Here is a 17,311-nt window from a genome sequence, read left to right as displayed (position 1 = left end):
CTCCTAACCTTGGCCGCGGAGATGCTGTCCCCCGCGGATATCTGCAATGCACTCGGTCAGGGCGTCATACGCGATGCGCCCTACATTGGCATAGGTAGTGGGTTCAGCATCAATCCACTTGGCGCTGTAGCCGACTGCCGCCGTCGACATCCTGATCCGGCCGTCCAGCCACGGCCCGCCGCCGAAACCGCCCAGCACCGGGATGGAAACGGCGTCCACCACCGCCGGACCCACCACGGGACCCGAGTTGGTGAAGTTGAGGGCGACGGCGCCGGCGGATTCGAGCCGCTTGGCTTCGGTGACGAACTGTTCCACCATTTCGTCCGGAACCACCGCCCCTTCGGCCTGCGAATACGCCACACCGTACTTAAGGGCTGTTTGCGGCGTGATGCCGAACTGCGCGAAGACGGGAACGCCGGCACGGGTGACCGCCTCCACTGCTTCGGGGAAGTCCGCGGCGCCGTCGAGCTTCACCATGTCAACGCCTGCTTCCTTCGCCAAGCGGATAGCCGCGCCGACTGCTCCCTTGGCCCCCTCCTGGAGGGGGCCGAACGGGAAGTCGCAACTGAGGAGGGCGGATTCCACACCACGTCGGACCGCTTTCGCTGCCACCAGGATTTCGTCCATGGTGATCTCCAGCGGATGGGAGTGCCCCCAGAGATTGACGCCCACGGAATCGCCTACTGAGACGATGTCCGCACCGGCACGGTCCGCGATCCGCGCCATCTGGTAGTCCCAGGCGACGATGCAGGCACTCTTCTTGCCGTCCCTCTTCATCTCCTGAAGCTTGGGAATGGTCATGGTGCTCATGCGCGCGTAGCCCTCAGCAGCTCAATCAGGTCATCTTCTTCGGCCGGGACCAGCAGGATCCTGGCGTGGGGCCGGAGGTGGAAGAGCGCATCGCTGGTGAGCGCACCGGGCGTCACAACCAGGCCCGCCGTCATGATGCCCCGCTCACGGGCGAGGCTTCCGACGGCGGCAACCGCCGCCCCGTTCTCCCCGGATGTGGAGACCATGATCACCGTGTTGGTGTCGGTCATGACCTCTTCCAAGGACACATCCGAGGCGCCGATTTCGGACAGCACCCCGCCGGGGTCGGCAACGGAGAAGAAGCGGGCCTGGCCCCAGTCGAGCAAGGCCGCGGAACGGATGATGCGCTCGGCTTCGTGGTCGAAGGCGACAACGCGGGTGTTCCGTGCGGCCGACAGCGGGTAGTCAATCCGAAAGGCCGCTTCCTTGGTGGTGGCCGCCCGGGCGCATGAACTCGGACCCGCGGGCACTGAACGTGGAACGCTTGAGTGTTCGTGATCGTGATCGGACATGGCTCAGACCGAGGTGTGCGGCTTGGCCGGTTCAGCGATCATGGCTTCGCCGATGCCCTCAACGAAGGCTTGGTCGGCGGGGAGCACGATCGCCACCGAACGGACCTTCTGGTCGCTGGGCCTGTTCCCGGTGGGTTCAACGCCGTCCTGCAGTGCTTTTACGGCCTTGTAGAGCTTCTGCCGGGCCTTGATGATGCCGGCGTCGGTGGCCACCAGGCGTTCCTTGGTCCGATCGACGAGCGGGCCCATCGATTCCTGGAGCGAGGAGTCCTGAAGAGCGATTCCCTCGATGCCGGAGTAGTTCTCGCCGCGTTTCTGGGACTCGCGGTCCATCAGGTAGTCGTTGTCCTTGTTCGCCAGTGGGCGGTAGGACGCGTCGTTTGCGCTGTGAACGCCCTTGCCGGCGCGCATCGCAGCGACTTCGGCTTCCGTGAGCTGCCGGGTGGGGTGGTAGTCGAAGCTGTAGGCCCAGCAGTTCTCGTCGTCGATGGGGACCCAGAAGTGGCCATGGACCGGGTGGTCTCCACGCGGCGGCACCATGGTGAAGTTCGGCAGCACCCATGGCGTTACGCGCCAGTAGTACTTGCCTTCCTCGGCGTTGCGGCGGGCGCCGATCAGCAAACCGCCTTCGTAGTCCACCACTTCGAAGAACGGCTTCAAATCGCCCTTGTTGTACTCATTGCCCTTGGATCCCTTGAACAGCGGGTCGCTTTCGAGATTGCCGCCGTGCAGGAAGGTGACGTGGCTTGAGTCGATGCCGCCCTCAAGGGCCTGCAGCCAGTTGCACTCCTGGAGGCGCTTGGAGGTGAAGACCTGGCCGTCCGGAACGGTGTACGCTTCCCACTCCGGCAACGGCGGCTGGGCGGCGGGGTCGCCCAGGTAGGCGAACAATACGTCCCCGCGCTTGACCATCGGGTAGGCCTTGAGCTTGACGTTGGCGCAGAAGTTGCTCGTGGCCGGCTCGCTGGGGACCTCCACGGCCTGGCCGGTGACGTCGTACTTCCAGCCGTGGTAGGGGCAGCGGAGGCCGTTTTCCTCGTTGCGGCCGAACCACAGCGAGACGCCGCGGTGGGCGCAGAACTCGTCCATCAGTCCGTAGCGGCCCTCGGAATCGCGGAAGGCGATAAGGCGCTCAGACAGCACCTTGACGCGGACCGGGGGGCAGTCGTTTTCGGGGAGTTCTTCGGCCAGCAGCACCGGCTGCCAGTAACGGCGGAAGAGGTCACCCATGGGAGTTCCCGGACCTGTTTGGGCCAACAATTCGTTGATGTCCGTACGCAGCATGCGAAGGATCCTTTCGTCCTGAGCGGAGTTGAAAACCGGTGTCCGGTCATGGGCTGTGCCAATGCCGGACGTGATAATTAGGGCTGGGTTGGGGGAAGGTCGACGACCAGGCCGTCGAGCTTGTCTTCGAGAACGATCTGGCATCCAAGGCGGCTGCAGTCCCGCGGCTCAGAGACGCCCATGTCGATGAGGTCCGCCTCGATCTCGCCTGGAGTGCCCACTGCATTCAGGAACTCCTCACGGACCCACACGTGGCACGTGGCGCAGGAGTTGTTCCCGCCGCACTCGCCGATGATGCCTGACACCCCGTTGCGGAGAGCCGCTGACATCACCGAGTCGCCGACCTCGGCGTCCACAACATCGATTGCGCCCTCGGCGCTGACATAAGAAATCTTGACCATTGGATCCTCCTACTAATGGTCTAACCATAATGCCGTTCCGCAACTCGTGGTGTCAATGAGGCGTCCATGAAAATTCGGGAGTTGGCCCGGGAGTCGTGGATGAAGCCCCGTCAGACAACAGCCAAGGCCCGACGCGGAGTCAGGCCCTGGCTGGATTGTTCTCTTGATGAAGCGGCGTATCAGGGTGTGGTCAGTTCCGGCACGAAGGCGTCGTTCGTCGCATGGTCTTCTACGGGTTCCAACCGTTCCGTGAGCTGCTCCGCCGTCGCCCCGCTATCTGCGGTGACGTAGTCGGTCGGGGGCTTGCGGTTGATCCTTAGCTGGAAGATGTCATTGCGGTTGTAGTGCCCGGCGAAGTCCTGCGCGATCTTCTGGCGAGCCCACTGGTCGAAGTCCAGCTCCGCATAGAGAATCCCTTCCGTAGTGCCGTCGAGCGGGCCTGCAAGGATCCGGGTGTCGGGACCGATGATGGCAGAGCCTCCCTGGCCAGCTCCTGATGCGATTCTTTCTGCGGCCTCCGCTGTCAACCCCAGGTCTTCCGCATAGCCCGGGTGGGCAATGCCGCAAGCGCTGATAACGAAGGCTTTGGACATCAGCGCGAAATTCTGTGCCGCCAGCAGCGAAGTCTGCGGCATGAGTGAAGTCCCGTCCGCAGCCGAACGGAAATGCGGTGGCCAGCTCATTCCGTGCAGTCTGGTTCCGGCGGCGGTCAGGGCAAAGATTTCCAGGGGGTTGGAATTCTCGCCGCAGACCAGGGCGCTGGCGGGTCCGAATTCGGTTTGGAAAGGCCCAAGAGTGTCCCCCCATCCTCCCCAGTGCACTATGCGTTCACCGGCGGTTGGCTGAAGTTTTTGGTGCTTGCCCAGGAACTGTCCGTCGGGGCCGAAAAAGAGTTGGGAGTTAATGAGGGATCCCGGTGCGTTTGAGGCCCGTTCACATACTCCCATTACCACGTAGGCTTCTGCGTCCCTGGCCGCCTCGGCGATTGCGTCGGCCTCCGGCCCCGGCACTCTGATGGCGTTCTTGAACAGCCTCAGGTTCAGTTCGTTTGAGATGGGGCTGCTGACCGGTTGGAAGTGGAACCACGTAGGGTGGCCGGGCAGGAAGCCTTCGGGAAAGACGATGAATTTCGCCCCGTTTGAACCAGCCTCCCGGATAAGTTCGCAGGCCTTTGTGGTGCTCTTTTGGAGGTCGAGGAATACGGGGGAGGCCTGGACTGCCGCAGCGGTGATGGAGCCGAAGAATTCAGCCAATGCTTGTCCTTTCGCGGGTTTGGACATGGTTCGCCTCCAGGCGGGGGTCCGTCACAGCTCCTGCCAGGGCTTGTAGATTTTCTTGACGTCATCGAGCGTCAAGGAAGCGGCCGACTTGATGGTGAAGTGGGTGGCTTCGAGAATCCCTTTCAGCTGGTCCTCCGTGAGCTTCCCGTCCCGGGAGCTCATGGGGATCTCCTCTTTAATGATCCGCGCCGCCAGCTTGGGGTCCATTCCCCAGTCGTCCACCATCATCTTCGTGGCCAGACTTTCGTCATCCATGATCCGGCCGGAAGCTTTGTAGTAGCACTCGGCAAAGGCCTTGACGTCTTCAGGGCGCTCTTTGATGATCTTGTTGCTCGCGAAGACCACCGTCATGGCGTTTGGCCCGATGAGTTCGCGCACGTTCTCCAGGACTTTGGCGCTGCCGGCCTGCTCGAGACCGAAAGCGGCGTGTCCGCCCCAGAGGAATGCGTCCACGGTTCCGCTTTTCAGTCCGGCCTGGATGCCGTCCAGGCTCCCCATGGTTACCTTTTTGAAGTCGGTGTCAGCCCATCCTGCTTGCTGGGCGAGCTTTTGGGTGGCGTAGTCACCTGCCGAGCCGAAACTACTGATCGCAAAAGTCTTGCCCTTCAGGTCGGCGAAGGATTTGGCGGTGCTGTCCGGCCTGACGACGAGGTATTCGTCGAATACCGACATTGAAGCGCCGATAATCGACGCGTCCAGCCCCTGGGAAATGGCGCCGATGACCCGGTTGGGGGACGTGATCCCGATGTCTGCGCTGCCTGCCGCTACGGCTTCTGCTGTCTTTTCGCCCGAGGTGACGCTGACTTTCATCTGTGGATCGCAGCTAGGCCAAATATCGAGGAAGTCCCCGGCTTCCGCGCCGAGTTCCGTGGGATCGTGCTTGTTGGACTGAATGACGCGGATCTCATTGGTCTCCGCGTCGTCAGCGCCCGCGGAACCACCACAGCCGCTGAGAAGCAGTATGAAGGCTGCGCCCGCGGCAGCTGTCCGGAGGCTCCTCGTGATGGCGGGGCGGGCAAAATTTCCCATAAGCATAAAACTCCTCTAAATGGTTGTTGGAGCGAATGTGGTCTTACATTTCTTTTGTGGTGCGACCTCGCCTGCCGTACATCAGCAGCACTGCAAGGAAGGCGACGGCGGCAAGCCCCGCGCCGACCAGCAGGACGCCTTGGAAGCCGGCAAGGAAATGATCGGGAGAAATCCCGGCTGTTGCGGGGGATCCGGCGAACAGCTGGTACAGCAACACGGTGAGCGTCACGCCGATGGCCCTCCCCAGGTTCCGAAGGGTAGCGATCGTGCCGTTGGCTACTCCGGCCTGGTCCTGCCCCAGGTCACCCATCACGGCCGAGCTGTTCGGTGAGCTGAAGAGTCCGACGCTCGCGCCGATGAGTGCCAGCAAGGCGGCAACCAACCAAGTCGGCGAAGACTCCCTGAGGAACGAGGCGCCAACAAACGTGGCAATCATGACGGACAAGGCCACGAGGGCAGGACGCCGGGAACCGACGCGGTCGCTCCACCAGCCGGAAAGGGGTGAAACCAAAAGCATGGCAACTGCCTGGCACGTCAACATCAAGCCTGTCAGGCCGATCGACCACCCCAGGACCTCGTGCATGTACAGGGGAAACAGGAAAGCGGGAAACAGCAGGAGTACGTAGGAAAGGAATGCTGCCAGTGTTCCCCAGCCATAGACACGCCTTCGGAAGTGACGGAGGTTGATGAGGGGAACGGCGGTCTTGAGCTCACGCAAGACAAAAAGCCCGCAGGTCACAACCGCCGTTCCCAACAGTCCAAGGACTACCACATGCGACCAACCGAGTCGGGGTGCGAAGCCCAGCCCGAGCAGCAGGCTGGACGAGAACATGATGAACAACGTAAAGCCGGGGACATCCAGTCGGGGAGTCCTGGCCCCCTTCTTCGAGTCCTTTGGGACCAAGGCCATGACGCCGATCGCACCGATCAGGCCAACAGGGACATTGATCAGGAAAATCGAGCGCCAGCCGAACGCCCCCGTAAGGACGCCGCCCAAGGCAGGCCCCAGAAGCGTCCCCGCGGCCACCGTGCTTCCGATAATCCCCAGGATCCGGCCCCGCTGGCCCACAGGAAAGGTCGCCAGGGCCAAGGGCGTGATGGTCGCCATGAACATGCCCGCTCCGATCCCTTGGAGCACACGGAACGCAATCATGACCGGAAGGGCCGGAGCCAGTCCCACTGCGAGCGAGGCAACGATGAAGGTCAGCAGGCCAATGCTGAGGATCCTCTTTCCGCCAATGGCGTCCGACAATTTGCCAAGGAACGGAACCACCGCCGTGATGGTCAGCAAGTAGGCTGATAACACCCATTGGAGGGAGTCGATGTCGACCCCGAATTCTTTGGCCATCATCGGCAATGCCACCACTACGGCTGTGGCATCCACATTGGCCATGAAGGTGCCTGTGGTGACGGAGAAGAGGATGATCCATCGGGCTGCTGTCCCCGCCGTCGTGCGTTGGGTGGGCTGGACTTGGGTTTCGGTCATGGTGCGCTTTGCTTTAGTGGGCGGCGTTGAGGGATTTGCCCCGTTCGGACTTGGGCGTCAGCAAGATATTGACCAGTCCCTGCAGCACGCCAACCAAGACCATGAGCAGGATGATCATGGCGAACGCTTGGGGAGCTGCAAAGGTCTGGCTGTTCAACGCGAGTTGATAACCAAGCCCCGCGGTGGAGGCCAACATCTCGGCGAAGATGACGGTGATCATTGACGCACCCGCACCAATGCGAACGCCGGAACTGATCAGCGGCAACGCACTCGGCAACTTAATAAGGAAGTCGGTCTGGAACGAGCTGGCTCCGAACGCCCTGGCCACCGTCAGCATGGTGGGCTTCACCGTAGCGAAGGCCCGCAGCGAGTTGTAGGCGATCGGGAAGAATGCGCTGACTGCCCCGTAACCGATCTTGGACCCCACGCCCGTGCCGAAGGACAGGATGAAGAGGGGGTAGAAGAGGATCAGCGGAGCGAGGTAGCCCCAGACGAAAATTGACTGGAAGACCTGCGTCCGGACTGGTGTCCTCGCTGCCCAGAAGCCCGCTGCGAGGCCGAGCACCGAGGCGATGACGAAAGCAGCCAGGATTTCACCGAACGTGATGAACGCGGCCTCGTAGGTCGCCGGCTGCGCAAGCGCTTCACCGAGGGCTTCCATGACCCTGGGGATGGTGGGCAGAACCAGCGGGGAGATCCCGCCGGGACCGTTCCCGTAAGCCCAGATACCAACCAAAGCACCAAGCCCGAGCGCCCGGAGGGGCCATACCAGCGGGGAATTTTTGTGTTGCTTCATGGATTTCCCTATGCTCTCTGCTTTTCCAAAGGGTTGGCGTGGGGGCCGTTGCCCATGGCTTCGTTCAGCATCAGGAAGAGCCGCGAACGCAGCTGCGCGAACTCCTCCGTGGCAATGAAGTCGAGCGGGCGCGGACGCATCTGTTCGATCTTGACTTCGGCCATGACCTTGCCCGGACGCGCGGACATGACGATGACGCGGTCGGCCCAGTAAATGGCCTCGTCGAGGCTGTGGGTCACCAGGACAACCGTCTGCTTGTTTTCCGTCAGGACCGTGGAGATGCTTTCACCCAGCGAACGACGGGTCTGCTCGTCCAGTGCACCGAACGGCTCGTCCATCAGCAGGATCGACGGGTCCATCGCCAAGGCCCTGGCCACCGCGACACGTTGCTGCATACCACCGGACAGCTGGCCGGGGTGGGAATCGGCCCACTGTGACAGGCCCATCATGTCCAGCAGTTCCTGGCTGCGTTGGTGGCGTTCCTGCTTGCTGACTCCGGCGAACCGCAGTCCGACGCCGACGTTGTCCAGGATGTTTTTCCACGGCAGCAGGGAGTAGTCCTGGAAGACGAAGGCAGCCCGGCGGGGGTCCGGCTCCTTCACCACTGAGTCGCCCACCAGAATCTGGCCCTTCGTGGGAGTCATGAGCCCTCCCATGCAGGTCAGCAGCGTGGACTTGCCGCAGCCGCTGGGACCAAGAAGGGCAACGAATTCTCCTTCGTGCAGCGACAAGTTAATATCTTTGAGTGCTTCGACCGTCGTTCCGGCACGCGTGAACGTGACTGAAACATCATTGATGGACATTCGCATTGCTGTTTACCTAACTTGTCGCGGTGGTTGTAGCGGCCCCGGAGGCGGAGGTCTGCCGCCACTTGGTCAGCCGTGTTTCTAAGTGATTCCAGATGGTCCCCGCAACGACTGCGAGGATGGTGACTGCCAGCATCAAGGCAAGGGTCTTGTCCGTATGCAGCTGTTCGGCGTAGACGCGGATCAATCCACCCACTCCGTCCGAGGAAGCCCACAGTTCTGCGATCAGGACCCCGATGAAGGCGTGGCGGATGCCGAACCACAACGCCGTGAAGATACCCGGCAGGGCGGAAGGGAGTACGACGGTGAGGATGGTCTGCCCCCAGGAGGCCTTGAAGGCGCGTGCCACTTTCATGTGGCGTTCCTCGACGAGCGCCATGCCTGCGGCCACGTTGATGGTGACGAATACTGCCGCCTCGAACGCCCCAAAAACGACGGCGGACGTGGAACCGATGCCGCACAGGAGGATGAAGATGGGCAGGAAGATGGACTTCGGTGTGGACATCAGGAACAGCAGCGGGGCCGAGTAGGCCTGCCAAAGAGTCTTGGAAAGGCCCATTACGGTTCCGACGACGATGCCCACGGCTGTGCCGATGACGAAGGCCATGAGGATGTTTCCACCCGTGCTGCCCAACGCCGTCATGACTTCGCGGGTGCCCAGCATCTCGACGAAGGCGACGGCGACGGCCAGCGGAGTGGATACGAAGTCGACGTCGATCAGGCCGAGCCGGGTGAGGACTTCCCAAACGACGATCACGGCGGCAATGACGGCCACCCTGCCAAAGCGTGCCTGGACCTTTACGTTGGAGTTTCGGAGCAGCTTGGGGGCGGACATCCGAATTTGCGGGCGGGGAGGTGCTGAAAGTTTGGTCTGCATCGGTTCAGCTCCATGCACCTTGGGGGGCCGTCATCACAGGCTCTTCCAATGCTTGTACATGCCCTTGACATCGTCGATCGTGAGCGACTTGGCGGACTTGATGGTGAACTGCGTAGCTTCCAGGAGCCCCTGCAGCTGCTCCGGGGTCAATTCGCCGTCCCGCGAGCTCAGCGGAATTTCATGTTCGATGATCCTGGCCGCCAGCTCGGGGCTCATGCCCCAGTCCTCGACCAACATCTTGGTGGCCAGGGCGGAGTCGTCCATCATGGCCTCGGTGGCCTTGTAGTAGCACTCCGCGAAGGACTTTACGGCTGCGGGGTGCTTCTCGATGATTTCATCGGTAGCGAAGACCACTGTCATGGCGTTCGGGCCCACAAGATCCTTCACGCTGCCCAGTACTTTGGCGGAGCCTTCGATCTCCAAGCCGAAGGCCGCTTGGGCGCTCCACAGGAACGCGTCGGCTGTTCCGCTCTTGAGCCCGGCCATGATGCCGTCAAGGCTGCCCATGGTGACGGTCTTGAAGTCGTTGGGACCCCAGCCTTCCTCGCGGGCGATCTTTTGAGTGGCGTAGTCCCCTGCGGAGCCGAAGCTGCTGATGGCGAAAGTGGAGCCCTTCAGGTCGGCGAACGAGGTGGCTTTGCTGTCCTTCCGGACCACGACGTACTGGTCCCAGACAGGCATGGACGCGCCGATGATCTTTCCCTTGAGCCCCTGGGACACTGCGCCGATGACGCGGTTGGGGGATGTGATACCAATGTCGGCACTCTTGGCGGCCAGGGCCTCTGCCACCTTTTCGCCGGCAGTGAGGTCAACCTTCACCTCGGGGGAGCACTCAGGCCAGATCTCCATGAAGTTGCCGGCTTCGGCACCGAGTTCTGTGGGGTCCTGCTTGTTCGATTCGATGACCCGTATTTGAACCGGTCCACCATCAGGGTTGGACGTGCCGCTGGCGCCACCGCCACATGCTGTCAGCGCCAGTGCTGACACGGCGGCCATTGAGGCCAGAAGGGGGAGTCGGCGCGGGGGACCAGATTTCTTCCTGGCCGGGATCCAAGAAAACATGAAGCTCCTCTTAGTTCAGATAGCTGCGAAACAGGTTCGGCGCATTGCAACAGAGGGCGGAGCAGGCGAACCACGTTGTTCAGGCGACAAAAACTTTTCGTGCCCGTTCAAGGACCGTAATTTACATCACTTAGGCATGTCAATAGTATGGTCAAACCATTAAGCCGAACTAAGGGGTTCTTGTGAATCGACTCGATGCAGCGAAGGCGGCAATCGTCGTCGTCGACATCCAAAACGACTTCTGCCATAGCGATGGCTACCAGGGGATGCGAGGAAAAGATGTTGCCCGGGTGCAGGCGGCGGTGGGCCGCTTGGAACCGTTCATCCAGGAAGCCCGGGACCTCGGTGTCCCCGTGATCTTCATGCAGAACCTCCACGATCCGCAGAGCGACACTGAAGAGTGGCGTGCCCGCCACCTGGAACCGCGCGATTCACAGTCCTGCCTGCCGGGAACCTGGGGCGCGGAGTTTTACATGCTGGAACCGCAGCCGCGCGACCATGTGCTTCCCAAGGCGCGCTATAGCGCCTTCGTCAACACCGGGTTGGAAGAACTCCTGCGCTCTTTGGGGCGCAGTTCGGTTTTCTTTTGCGGCGCCGCAACCAGTATCTGTGTGGAGACCTCGCTGCGGGACGCGACCTGCCTCGACTTCCTCGTCACCCTCGTGGACGACTGCTGCGGAGACTATTCGGAAACAGCCCACAACAACACCGTGTGCTCGGTGGCCGGCGGCTTCGGTGCAGTGACGGCGAGCAGGGATGTTTTGGAAGGCTTCCTGGTATCAGCCAGTCCCGTCTCTGCGGCGGGCTGAACTCCCTTAAAGGTGAAACCGCTGCGGGGCGTCCGTATGGTCCCGGACGCCCCGCAGCGGGCTTGTTCGACTAGCCCAGGCCCAGCTGGACGAAGATGAGCCACGCAAGCAGCGGCACAACGCCGATCATGACGATCGCCCAGACAAGCAGGGCGCGGAAGAACACGCGTTCATCCTTCGGCTGCGCGCTGGCCATGAGCAGGGCCCCGCTGGTGGACATCGGGCTGACATCCACCACCGAAGAGCTGATGGCTATGGCCGTGACCACTCCGATGGGGGAGAGTGCCGGATCCATCGCAATGGGGCTGACGATCGGGCTGACCACTCCCAGCGTGCCGGTGGTGGACGCGAACGCGGACACGACGGCGACGACGTAGCTGGCGATCAGGGCGGCAAGGGAGCTGTCACCCAGGCCGGCAATGCCCGCCTCGAGTTCCTTCAGGGCTCCCATTTCTTCGAGCAGTCCCACGTAGGTGACGATGCCGGTGACCAAGATGATGGCCGACCAAGGCATGGTGTCAACCGCGGGCTTCTGGATGCCGGGCTTCAAGCAGACCAGCACAAGGGCCACGATGAGGGAGGCCACACCAACATCGATGCCCAGGACAGTAGTCAACACCAGCAGCGTTCCCAGGCCAAGCAAGGTCAGGATCCGGATCGGGGTCGCCTCGACCTTCGCAGGCGCCTGGCGCGTCGGCGCGGGAGCGGCCTTGGTGAGCAGTGATGTCCCTGCGTCGCCGACCGAAGCCCCGACGGCTGGAAGCGCGGAGTCACCGCCGTCGTTGCCTGCATTATGTGTCTTCCCGCCAGAGCGGCGGTTCATGAACCACTGCACCAGGACGTAGGCGAGGAAGGCAAGGACGGCGTTGAAGACGAAGCAGTAAATGTACAGTTTCAGCGAGTCGTCGGACGCGCCCGCATCATCAAGCATGACGTTGGCGAGGACGCCGAAGGGGTTTACAGGGGAAAAGGCGCCTGCGTTCGCGCCCTGGACTATGACCAGGCCCATGGCCAGGGTGCTGATCCCGAACCGGAGTCCAAGTGCCAGAGCAACCGGGGCGACGATGGCGACGGCGGCCGGAGTAAAAGCGCCCGCGGAGGCGAGTGCGGCCGTCAGCAGGAACATCAGGATGGGAACAAGCGCCTTGCGGTCGCCGGCGAGGCGCTCCGCCCAATAGGCGAGCAGGTCAATCGTGCCGGTAATCCGCACGATGCCAAACAGCAGGGTGGCCCCTACGAGGATGAAGAACAGGCCGGCAGGAAATTGCCCGATGACATCCTTGACCGGCATTCCCACCAAGAGAGTGCCTACGCCGAATGCCGCAACGAGGGCGATGAGTCCGGCGTTGATCCTCGTGAACGAGCCAACGGCAAAGGCTGCAACGAGGATGAAAAACGCTATGAGGGAGAGGGACATGGCGGCGTCCTCTTTAGATGGTGACGCCGGTCAGGGTGCGTGCCCCTGACAGGAGGCTCCCGGCCCCCTTGATGGCGGGAGTTTGCCCCAGGGCCTTGAGGATTTCGAAGGTAGTCGCCGTGGCTGCAGTAATGACAGGCAGGCCCAGTTCATCCTCGACGGCCTGAACGGCAGGAAGCGACGGCATCTGAACGCATGCTGAAAGCACAATCGCCTCCGCGCCCTCCCGCTTGAGGTTTCGTGCAATGCCGGGCAGGTTCTGCGGATCCAGGCAGCCTACGGCCAGGTTGTCGGCTACTTCAAGGCTGGTTGCATCCAGGACAGTGATGCCCGCGCCCTCGATGTACTCCACCACCATCTGCGTTAGCGGCTTCATGTAGGGCGTGATCATGGCGACCTTCCGAACGCCCATTGCCTGCAGGGTGCGAACCAAGGCTCCGGCGCTGCTGGTGACCGGTGCGGGGTGACCGTTTTCTGCGGCGGCAGCGGCGATGACTTCTTCGGATTTGGTGTGGGCGCCCGGCCCTTGGGCCATGACCGCCACGAGGCACGCATACGCGATCACGTCTACGTCAGCGTCCGACACTGCCTGGGCGCACCCAGCAGCCTTGCCCACCATCGCCAGCAATTCTTCGCGGTTGACGTTTTTCATGCCGGCCCGTGCCGAGTGGAAAGTGTATTTGTGTCCCGTGGCTTCGGACTGGCGGCGGAAGAGCTCGGGGAGCTCAGTCTCCATGGTGGTGTTCGAGCTGGGGACGATCAGGCCGATGCGGGAGGCGCCGGGGCGCTTGGGTTCGGCGGCGGTTTCACAGGTTACTTCAGGGATGGTCACGTTTTTCTCCACGACGTTGTGCTTACAGATAACCCCACTATGCGGGTTGCAATCCCATAATGTGGGTTATTCGGCATGAGTGTCAAATGGGTCACACTCACTGAGAGGTAGGGGCTGCCTAAGATGGAATCCGCGCGGAAGGGGATTTCCGGCGGAAAGGACTTACGTGGCATCGGAACAAGGCACGAATTCTTCACCTCTCTTGGTGCTCCATAAGGTCGCCGAGATCTTGAACTGTTTCTCCGTCGCGGAGCCCGAACCGACCCTCCAGCAGATCATCCGGCGAACCGGACTTCCCTCCAGCACCTGCCAGCGACTTGTCCAGAACATGGTCCGGGAAGGTTTCCTTGACCGCGAGGGCGACCGGTATCGCATCGGCATTGGCATGGTGCGCTGGGCTGCGCCCGGCACCCTGGGCCTGGACCTCGTCAAGCTTGTCAAGCCCGTCCTGCAGCAGCTGCGCGACGAGACCGGTGAAACCGCCTGCCTCTACGTCAGGGACGGAGCCTTTCGCACCGTGGTTGCCGTCGCAGAAACGCGCCATGTAGTCATCCGCCCTTTCATGGTGGGTATGGTCATGCCGCTCCACGCCGGTGCGCCCGGCAAGATCTTCCTGGCGCATGACCCCGACGCCTGGAGTTCGTTGTCCGAGTCGCAGATGAGTCCTTTCACGCCCGCAACCCCGGTCTCGTTCGACGTCCTCCGGAAGCAAGCCGATGAAGCCAAGGAGCAGGGCTTCTTCGCCGCCTTTGGGGAACGTAACGAAGACGTGGGTTCCGTGGCCGCGCCCGTCTTCGACCATGCGGGTCGCCTGGCCGGAGTGCTTGGCCTCGGCTTCCCCACCCAGCGCGTTACGCCCGCGGATGTGCCTCGGCTCGGACCCCTTGTGGCGCGGGCGGCGGCTGCTGCGAGCAATGCGTTGGCTTACCAGGGCGCCGGGGGGTAGGAGAATGCCGGGCCCCAAGGGTAGCAGTTAGTGCGTGAATTGTTCGGGTACTAACTCTCTGCTACGTTGTTCAGGTTCCGTCCGACGAGGTCTCCCCCAATCCGCTTCGGGCGGAACACCCAAGCTGTACATCTGCCAAGGGTGGATCATGAGACATGACTTTGACCCCGGAGAGTTGTCATCACGCGACTTCTACCGGCTGCTGACGGCGGTGGTTGTTCCGCGCCCTATCGCCTGGGTTTCCAGCAGGTCCCCCGAGGGCGTGGATAACCTTGCCCCGCATTCTTTCTTTACCGTGGCCTCGGTGAATCCCCCCGTCATCCAATTCACCTCGGTCGGCGAAAAGGACTCCCTGCGTAATATCCGCTCGTCAGGGGAGTTTGTGGTGAACCTGGCGCCAGCCGGCCTCATGGCGGAGGTCAATGCGACCGGTACGAACTTCCCCCCGGACGTGAGCGAATTTGATGCCGTCGGAGTGTCAAGGGAAGAGGGGCGCACAGTAGCGGCGGCCCGGGTTGCCGAGTCGCCGGTGTCCTTGGAGTGCCGGCTTCACAGTACGACGGCGATTGGCGATTGCGTTTTGGTTTTTGGGGAAGTAACCCATGCTGCCGTAGATTCCGACGTCTTGGATGGCAGCCATCCACGCATCGACCTCCTCGAGCCGTTGGCGCGACTTGGGCTGGATGAGTGGGCCGTGACCGGTGAGGTGATGGAACTGAAGCGAATCCGTGCTGACGACTGGCCGGTCGGCTTCGAGGCAGGCAGTCGTCGGCCGGGATAAAGCGTGGCAGACTACCGGCCTGACGGTTCTCCGGTGTCCGCGACCGCGCCATCGGGGTCGGCTTGTGCTGCGCGGGTGAGACGGGTCATGGCGTGGTGGAGTTCCCGGGCTTCTTCGCGGCTGAGGCCCAGCTTGTCGAGCATGGTGGCGGGAACGGCCAGAGCTTTCGCTCGAAGGGCCGTTCCGGCCGGCGTTAAGCTTACGGCGAGGGAGCGTTCGTCGTTCGGCAATCGTTTGCGGGTGAGGTAGCCGGCGGCCTCCAGGCGTTTGAGCAGAGGAGAGAGGGTGGCCGGGCCGAGCAGTAGTTCGGCACTGATGTCCTTGACGGAACGGGGGCTTCGCTCCCAGAGTGCCAGCATCACGAGGTACTGCGGATGGGTCAGGTCAAGTTCTTGCAGTACGGGCCGGTAGGCGCTGATGACCGTGCGGGAAGCCGCCGTGAGTGCAAAGCAAAGCTGCCGCTCGAGCAAGAGGTCATCTTCGACCTCTTTGGGAGAAGACATAAGGGAAATGATACCGAAACCGCCGGAAGTTCTCCGGGATGGTCGGGTCATCCGGGTCCAGGCCATTAGTTCGTGGTCAAATTGTTCGTGTACTAACGGTCTGGTATCTTGAAATTCGGTCCCGCCCCGAGGGGCCTGGCACAAAGACGTCTCTTCAAGCTCAGGGGCCCGCGGTCCTGTAGCGTCGTCCAATCAGAAACAGGAACCATTCATGATCACCGCAAATTTCGCGCCTGTAATACGAGTAGCTGCAGAGGACCCTCAGCTGCTCGCCGAGCGCCTGGAAGCCGCTGAGAGGCAGGCGCAGGGATGGGCCATCCGTGAGGGTCGATGCGGAATCCTGGTGACACGCCATACGCCCACCGCCTTCACGGTGGAGCTGCATGAAGAGGTCCCCTACGGCACCACCCGGGAACGTGATTTCACGTAGAAACGACGGACTAGCCAATGGGTATGGGCTGCATGTCCCGGATCCTACGCGGCCTTGGACGAAACAGGGTGCTTGGTGGGGCTGAAGTTCCAGGCATCGAACCAGGAAGTATTTGAAATCGAAGCGCATCTTGAGCGGCTCTTCGCCACCAGGACGTTAGTGACCGCGTTCCAGCCGATCCGTGATCTGGCCAGCGTAGAGGTCGTGGGAGTCGAAGCGTTGACCCGCTTCGTGTGCTCCCCCCTCAGGTCTCCGGACCAATGGTTCCGGGAAGCCGAAGCCGTCGGGCGGGGCACCGATCTGGAATTCCTCGCGCTGGAGACCGCTTTGCGGGCCGCCGCGGATCTTCCGGAGCATCTTTACGTAGGAGTAAATCTCTCTCCCCGCGCCTGCCTTGATCCCAGGCTCAGCGAAGCTATAAGACGCTCACGCATGAAACCACGGAGGATTGTCGTGGAACTGACCGAGCACTCAGTCGTGGCAAACTATGCAGACCTGATGGCGGCACTAGCGTCGCTCAGGGAGGACGGACTCCGGCTAGCCATCGACGATGCCTGTAACGGCTTCTCGTCCCTACGCCATGTCGCCATGCTTAGCCCCGAGATGATCAAGCTGGACCGGACAATCTCTGCTGGAATCGACACCAACCCCAACCTGCGCGCCCTGTGTTGTGTTGGGCGATGGCGAGGGAAGCCGTGGCCCCGGGGGAGGGTACATTGCGAACCTGGACGAGCCGCCCGGTGGAGCGGATTACGAATTCGTCTCCTTCAGGCTTCGTCCACAGCGAACGGATTCATCATGGCGGCTAGCGGGGATGTGGGGGGTTGTTTCCCTTGGAACGTCCTAGAGGCGTGGTACTGGGCAATCAACCATGTCTCGCCGTCCCTGCGGACCACGAGGGATAGCTGAACCTGCGTCGTTCTGGCGTCCGGGTAGGTGAAGCGGAGCGCGGCGAATCCGCAGGCTAGATCTTGAGCCAGTTCGCGGGCTTGGATAATTTGGAACGTTGCCGTGATACCGGGGGGCAGGGCATCGAAGTAGTCGAAGATTTCTTTTCGTCCCGTGAGCAAAGTTGGGCTGAGCCCCTGGAAGAGCGCATCGCGTGAAAAGAGCCTGACCATGTCTTCGGGCCTATGCTGGTCAAAAGCCCGTTTCCAGGCCGTTAGCGCCTCTGCCAAGACGCCCGCATTAAGCGTGGCTGCCGGGTCGTTGATTTTCACCTTTCGATGTCTCCGTCCACTTTTGGCTGG

At 62.0% G+C, this 17,311-nt stretch carries 19 protein-coding genes and 1 pseudogene; 5 read left to right on the top strand and 15 right to left on the bottom strand.

What is annotated here, in order from left to right:
- Positions 1-3: 3 nt before the first annotated feature.
- The 11 genes from AUR_RS09680 to AUR_RS09630 all read right to left on the bottom strand — a co-directional run bounded on the left by AUR_RS09680 (position 4) and on the right by AUR_RS09630 (position 10,343).
- Positions 4-810: a 3-methyl-2-oxobutanoate hydroxymethyltransferase gene (locus tag AUR_RS09680; protein ID WP_062098685.1), complete on the bottom strand. Its 807-nt coding sequence runs from the start codon at positions 808-810 to the stop codon at positions 4-6.
- A complete protein-coding gene (locus tag AUR_RS09675; protein ID WP_139126720.1) occupies positions 807-1,280 on the bottom strand; it encodes a 3-methyl-2-oxobutanoate hydroxymethyltransferase in 474 nt (157 codons plus the stop codon). Before AUR_RS09675 ends, AUR_RS09680 begins: the two co-directional genes overlap by 4 nt.
- A 45-nt stretch (positions 1,281-1,325) precedes the next feature.
- Positions 1,326-2,606, bottom strand: a complete 1,281-nt coding sequence (locus AUR_RS09670) for an aromatic ring-hydroxylating dioxygenase subunit alpha (RefSeq protein WP_062098681.1) — start codon at positions 2,604-2,606, stop codon at positions 1,326-1,328.
- Between the two features lie 77 nt (positions 2,607-2,683).
- Positions 2,684-3,007, bottom strand: a complete 324-nt coding sequence (locus AUR_RS09665) for a 2Fe-2S iron-sulfur cluster-binding protein (RefSeq protein WP_062098679.1) — start codon at positions 3,005-3,007, stop codon at positions 2,684-2,686.
- Between the two features lie 179 nt (positions 3,008-3,186).
- On the bottom strand, positions 3,187-4,260 hold the full coding sequence (locus AUR_RS09660; protein ID WP_206616234.1) for a carbon-nitrogen hydrolase family protein: 1,074 nt from the start codon (positions 4,258-4,260) through the stop codon (positions 3,187-3,189).
- A 51-nt stretch (positions 4,261-4,311) separates the two neighbouring features.
- On the bottom strand, positions 4,312-5,316 hold the full coding sequence (locus tag AUR_RS09655; RefSeq protein ID WP_062098675.1) for an ABC transporter substrate-binding protein: 1,005 nt from the start codon (positions 5,314-5,316) through the stop codon (positions 4,312-4,314).
- A 43-nt stretch (positions 5,317-5,359) separates the two neighbouring features.
- Positions 5,360-6,802: a DHA2 family efflux MFS transporter permease subunit gene (locus AUR_RS09650; RefSeq protein WP_062098673.1), complete on the bottom strand. Its 1,443-nt coding sequence runs from the start codon at positions 6,800-6,802 to the stop codon at positions 5,360-5,362.
- Positions 6,803-6,815: 13 nt separating this feature from the next.
- Positions 6,816-7,598: an ABC transporter permease gene (locus AUR_RS09645; protein WP_062098672.1), complete on the bottom strand. Its 783-nt coding sequence runs from the start codon at positions 7,596-7,598 to the stop codon at positions 6,816-6,818.
- A gap of 8 nt (positions 7,599-7,606) precedes the next feature.
- Positions 7,607-8,401 (bottom strand): ABC transporter ATP-binding protein, encoded by a 795-nt coding sequence (locus tag AUR_RS09640; protein ID WP_062098671.1) that lies wholly within the window; start codon positions 8,399-8,401, stop codon positions 7,607-7,609.
- A 16-nt stretch (positions 8,402-8,417) separates the two neighbouring features.
- The gene (locus AUR_RS09635) at positions 8,418-9,281 is read right to left on the bottom strand and encodes an ABC transporter permease (protein ID WP_062098670.1); all 864 of its coding nucleotides are present in this window, start codon (positions 9,279-9,281) and stop codon (positions 8,418-8,420) included.
- Positions 9,282-9,314: 33 nt separating this feature from the next.
- Positions 9,315-10,343: an ABC transporter substrate-binding protein gene (locus AUR_RS09630; protein ID WP_062159989.1), complete on the bottom strand. Its 1,029-nt coding sequence runs from the start codon at positions 10,341-10,343 to the stop codon at positions 9,315-9,317.
- A gap of 182 nt (positions 10,344-10,525) precedes the next feature.
- Between AUR_RS09630 and AUR_RS09625 the strand changes: the two genes are divergently transcribed.
- The gene (locus AUR_RS09625) at positions 10,526-11,152 is read left to right on the top strand and encodes a cysteine hydrolase family protein (RefSeq protein WP_062098668.1); all 627 of its coding nucleotides are present in this window, start codon (positions 10,526-10,528) and stop codon (positions 11,150-11,152) included.
- Between the two features lie 70 nt (positions 11,153-11,222).
- Here AUR_RS09625 and AUR_RS09620 read toward each other — a convergent pair whose 3' ends face one another.
- Positions 11,223-12,569 (bottom strand): SLC13 family permease, encoded by a 1,347-nt coding sequence (locus AUR_RS09620; protein WP_062098667.1) that lies wholly within the window; start codon positions 12,567-12,569, stop codon positions 11,223-11,225.
- 13 nt (positions 12,570-12,582) lie between these two features.
- Positions 12,583-13,401, bottom strand: coding sequence for a maleate cis-trans isomerase family protein (locus AUR_RS09615; RefSeq protein ID WP_128397134.1), 819 nt, complete (start codon positions 13,399-13,401; stop codon positions 12,583-12,585).
- 166 nt (positions 13,402-13,567) lie between these two features.
- Here AUR_RS09615 and AUR_RS09610 point away from each other — a divergent pair, with 166 nt between their 5' ends.
- The gene (locus AUR_RS09610) at positions 13,568-14,347 is read left to right on the top strand and encodes an IclR family transcriptional regulator (RefSeq protein WP_062098666.1); all 780 of its coding nucleotides are present in this window, start codon (positions 13,568-13,570) and stop codon (positions 14,345-14,347) included.
- A 148-nt stretch (positions 14,348-14,495) separates the two neighbouring features.
- The gene (locus AUR_RS09605) at positions 14,496-15,128 is read left to right on the top strand and encodes a flavin reductase family protein (RefSeq protein ID WP_062098664.1); all 633 of its coding nucleotides are present in this window, start codon (positions 14,496-14,498) and stop codon (positions 15,126-15,128) included.
- An 11-nt stretch (positions 15,129-15,139) separates the two neighbouring features.
- Here AUR_RS09605 and AUR_RS09600 read toward each other — a convergent pair whose 3' ends face one another.
- The gene (locus tag AUR_RS09600; protein WP_062098662.1) at positions 15,140-15,631 is read right to left on the bottom strand and encodes a MarR family winged helix-turn-helix transcriptional regulator; all 492 of its coding nucleotides are present in this window, start codon (positions 15,629-15,631) and stop codon (positions 15,140-15,142) included.
- Between the two features lie 211 nt (positions 15,632-15,842).
- Here AUR_RS09600 and AUR_RS09595 point away from each other — a divergent pair, with 211 nt between their 5' ends.
- Complete coding sequence (locus AUR_RS09595) at positions 15,843-16,061, top strand: hypothetical protein (RefSeq protein ID WP_062098660.1); 219 nt, start codon at positions 15,843-15,845, stop codon at positions 16,059-16,061.
- 75 nt (positions 16,062-16,136) lie between these two features.
- Positions 16,137-16,670, top strand: a pseudogene (locus AUR_RS09590) (EAL domain-containing protein); the annotation flags it as partial.
- A gap of 158 nt (positions 16,671-16,828) precedes the next feature.
- Here AUR_RS09590 and AUR_RS09585 read toward each other — a convergent pair.
- Complete coding sequence (locus AUR_RS09585; protein WP_062098656.1) at positions 16,829-17,281, bottom strand: YybH family protein; 453 nt, start codon at positions 17,279-17,281, stop codon at positions 16,829-16,831.
- Positions 17,282-17,311: the final 30 nt, after the last annotated feature.

It is taken from the genome of Paenarthrobacter ureafaciens (genome assembly GCF_004028095.1).
GTDB lineage: Bacteria > Actinomycetota > Actinomycetes > Actinomycetales > Micrococcaceae > Arthrobacter > Arthrobacter ureafaciens.
The sequence above is the reverse complement of the archived record's forward strand: the minus strand, read 5'-3'. Positions and strand labels throughout refer to the sequence as shown.

Excerpts from the sequence above, each read along its gene's own strand:
- AUR_RS09620 (WP_062098667.1), bottom strand. The coding sequence starts at position 12,569 with ATGTCCCTCTCCCTCATAGCGTTTTTCATCCTCGTTGCAGCCTTTGCC.
- AUR_RS09630 (WP_062159989.1), bottom strand. The coding sequence starts at position 10,343 with ATGTTTTCTTGGATCCCGGCCAGGAAGAAATCTGGTCCCCCGCGCCGA.
- AUR_RS09635 (WP_062098670.1), bottom strand. The coding sequence starts at position 9,281 with ATGCAGACCAAACTTTCAGCACCTCCCCGCCCGCAAATTCGGATGTCC.
- AUR_RS09670 (WP_062098681.1), bottom strand. The coding sequence starts at position 2,606 with ATGCTGCGTACGGACATCAACGAATTGTTGGCCCAAACAGGTCCGGGA.
- AUR_RS09655 (WP_062098675.1), bottom strand. The coding sequence starts at position 5,316 with ATGGGAAATTTTGCCCGCCCCGCCATCACGAGGAGCCTCCGGACAGCT.
- AUR_RS09605 (WP_062098664.1), top strand. The coding sequence starts at position 14,496 with ATGAGACATGACTTTGACCCCGGAGAGTTGTCATCACGCGACTTCTAC.
- AUR_RS09645 (WP_062098672.1), bottom strand. The coding sequence starts at position 7,598 with ATGAAGCAACACAAAAATTCCCCGCTGGTATGGCCCCTCCGGGCGCTC.
- AUR_RS09640 (WP_062098671.1), bottom strand. The coding sequence starts at position 8,401 with ATGTCCATCAATGATGTTTCAGTCACGTTCACGCGTGCCGGAACGACG.
- AUR_RS09665 (WP_062098679.1), bottom strand. The coding sequence starts at position 3,007 with ATGGTCAAGATTTCTTATGTCAGCGCCGAGGGCGCAATCGATGTTGTG.
- AUR_RS09600 (WP_062098662.1), bottom strand. The coding sequence starts at position 15,631 with ATGTCTTCTCCCAAAGAGGTCGAAGATGACCTCTTGCTCGAGCGGCAG.
- AUR_RS09595 (WP_062098660.1), top strand. The coding sequence starts at position 15,843 with ATGATCACCGCAAATTTCGCGCCTGTAATACGAGTAGCTGCAGAGGAC.
- AUR_RS09680 (WP_062098685.1), bottom strand. The coding sequence starts at position 810 with ATGAGCACCATGACCATTCCCAAGCTTCAGGAGATGAAGAGGGACGGC.
- AUR_RS09650 (WP_062098673.1), bottom strand. The coding sequence starts at position 6,802 with ATGACCGAAACCCAAGTCCAGCCCACCCAACGCACGACGGCGGGGACA.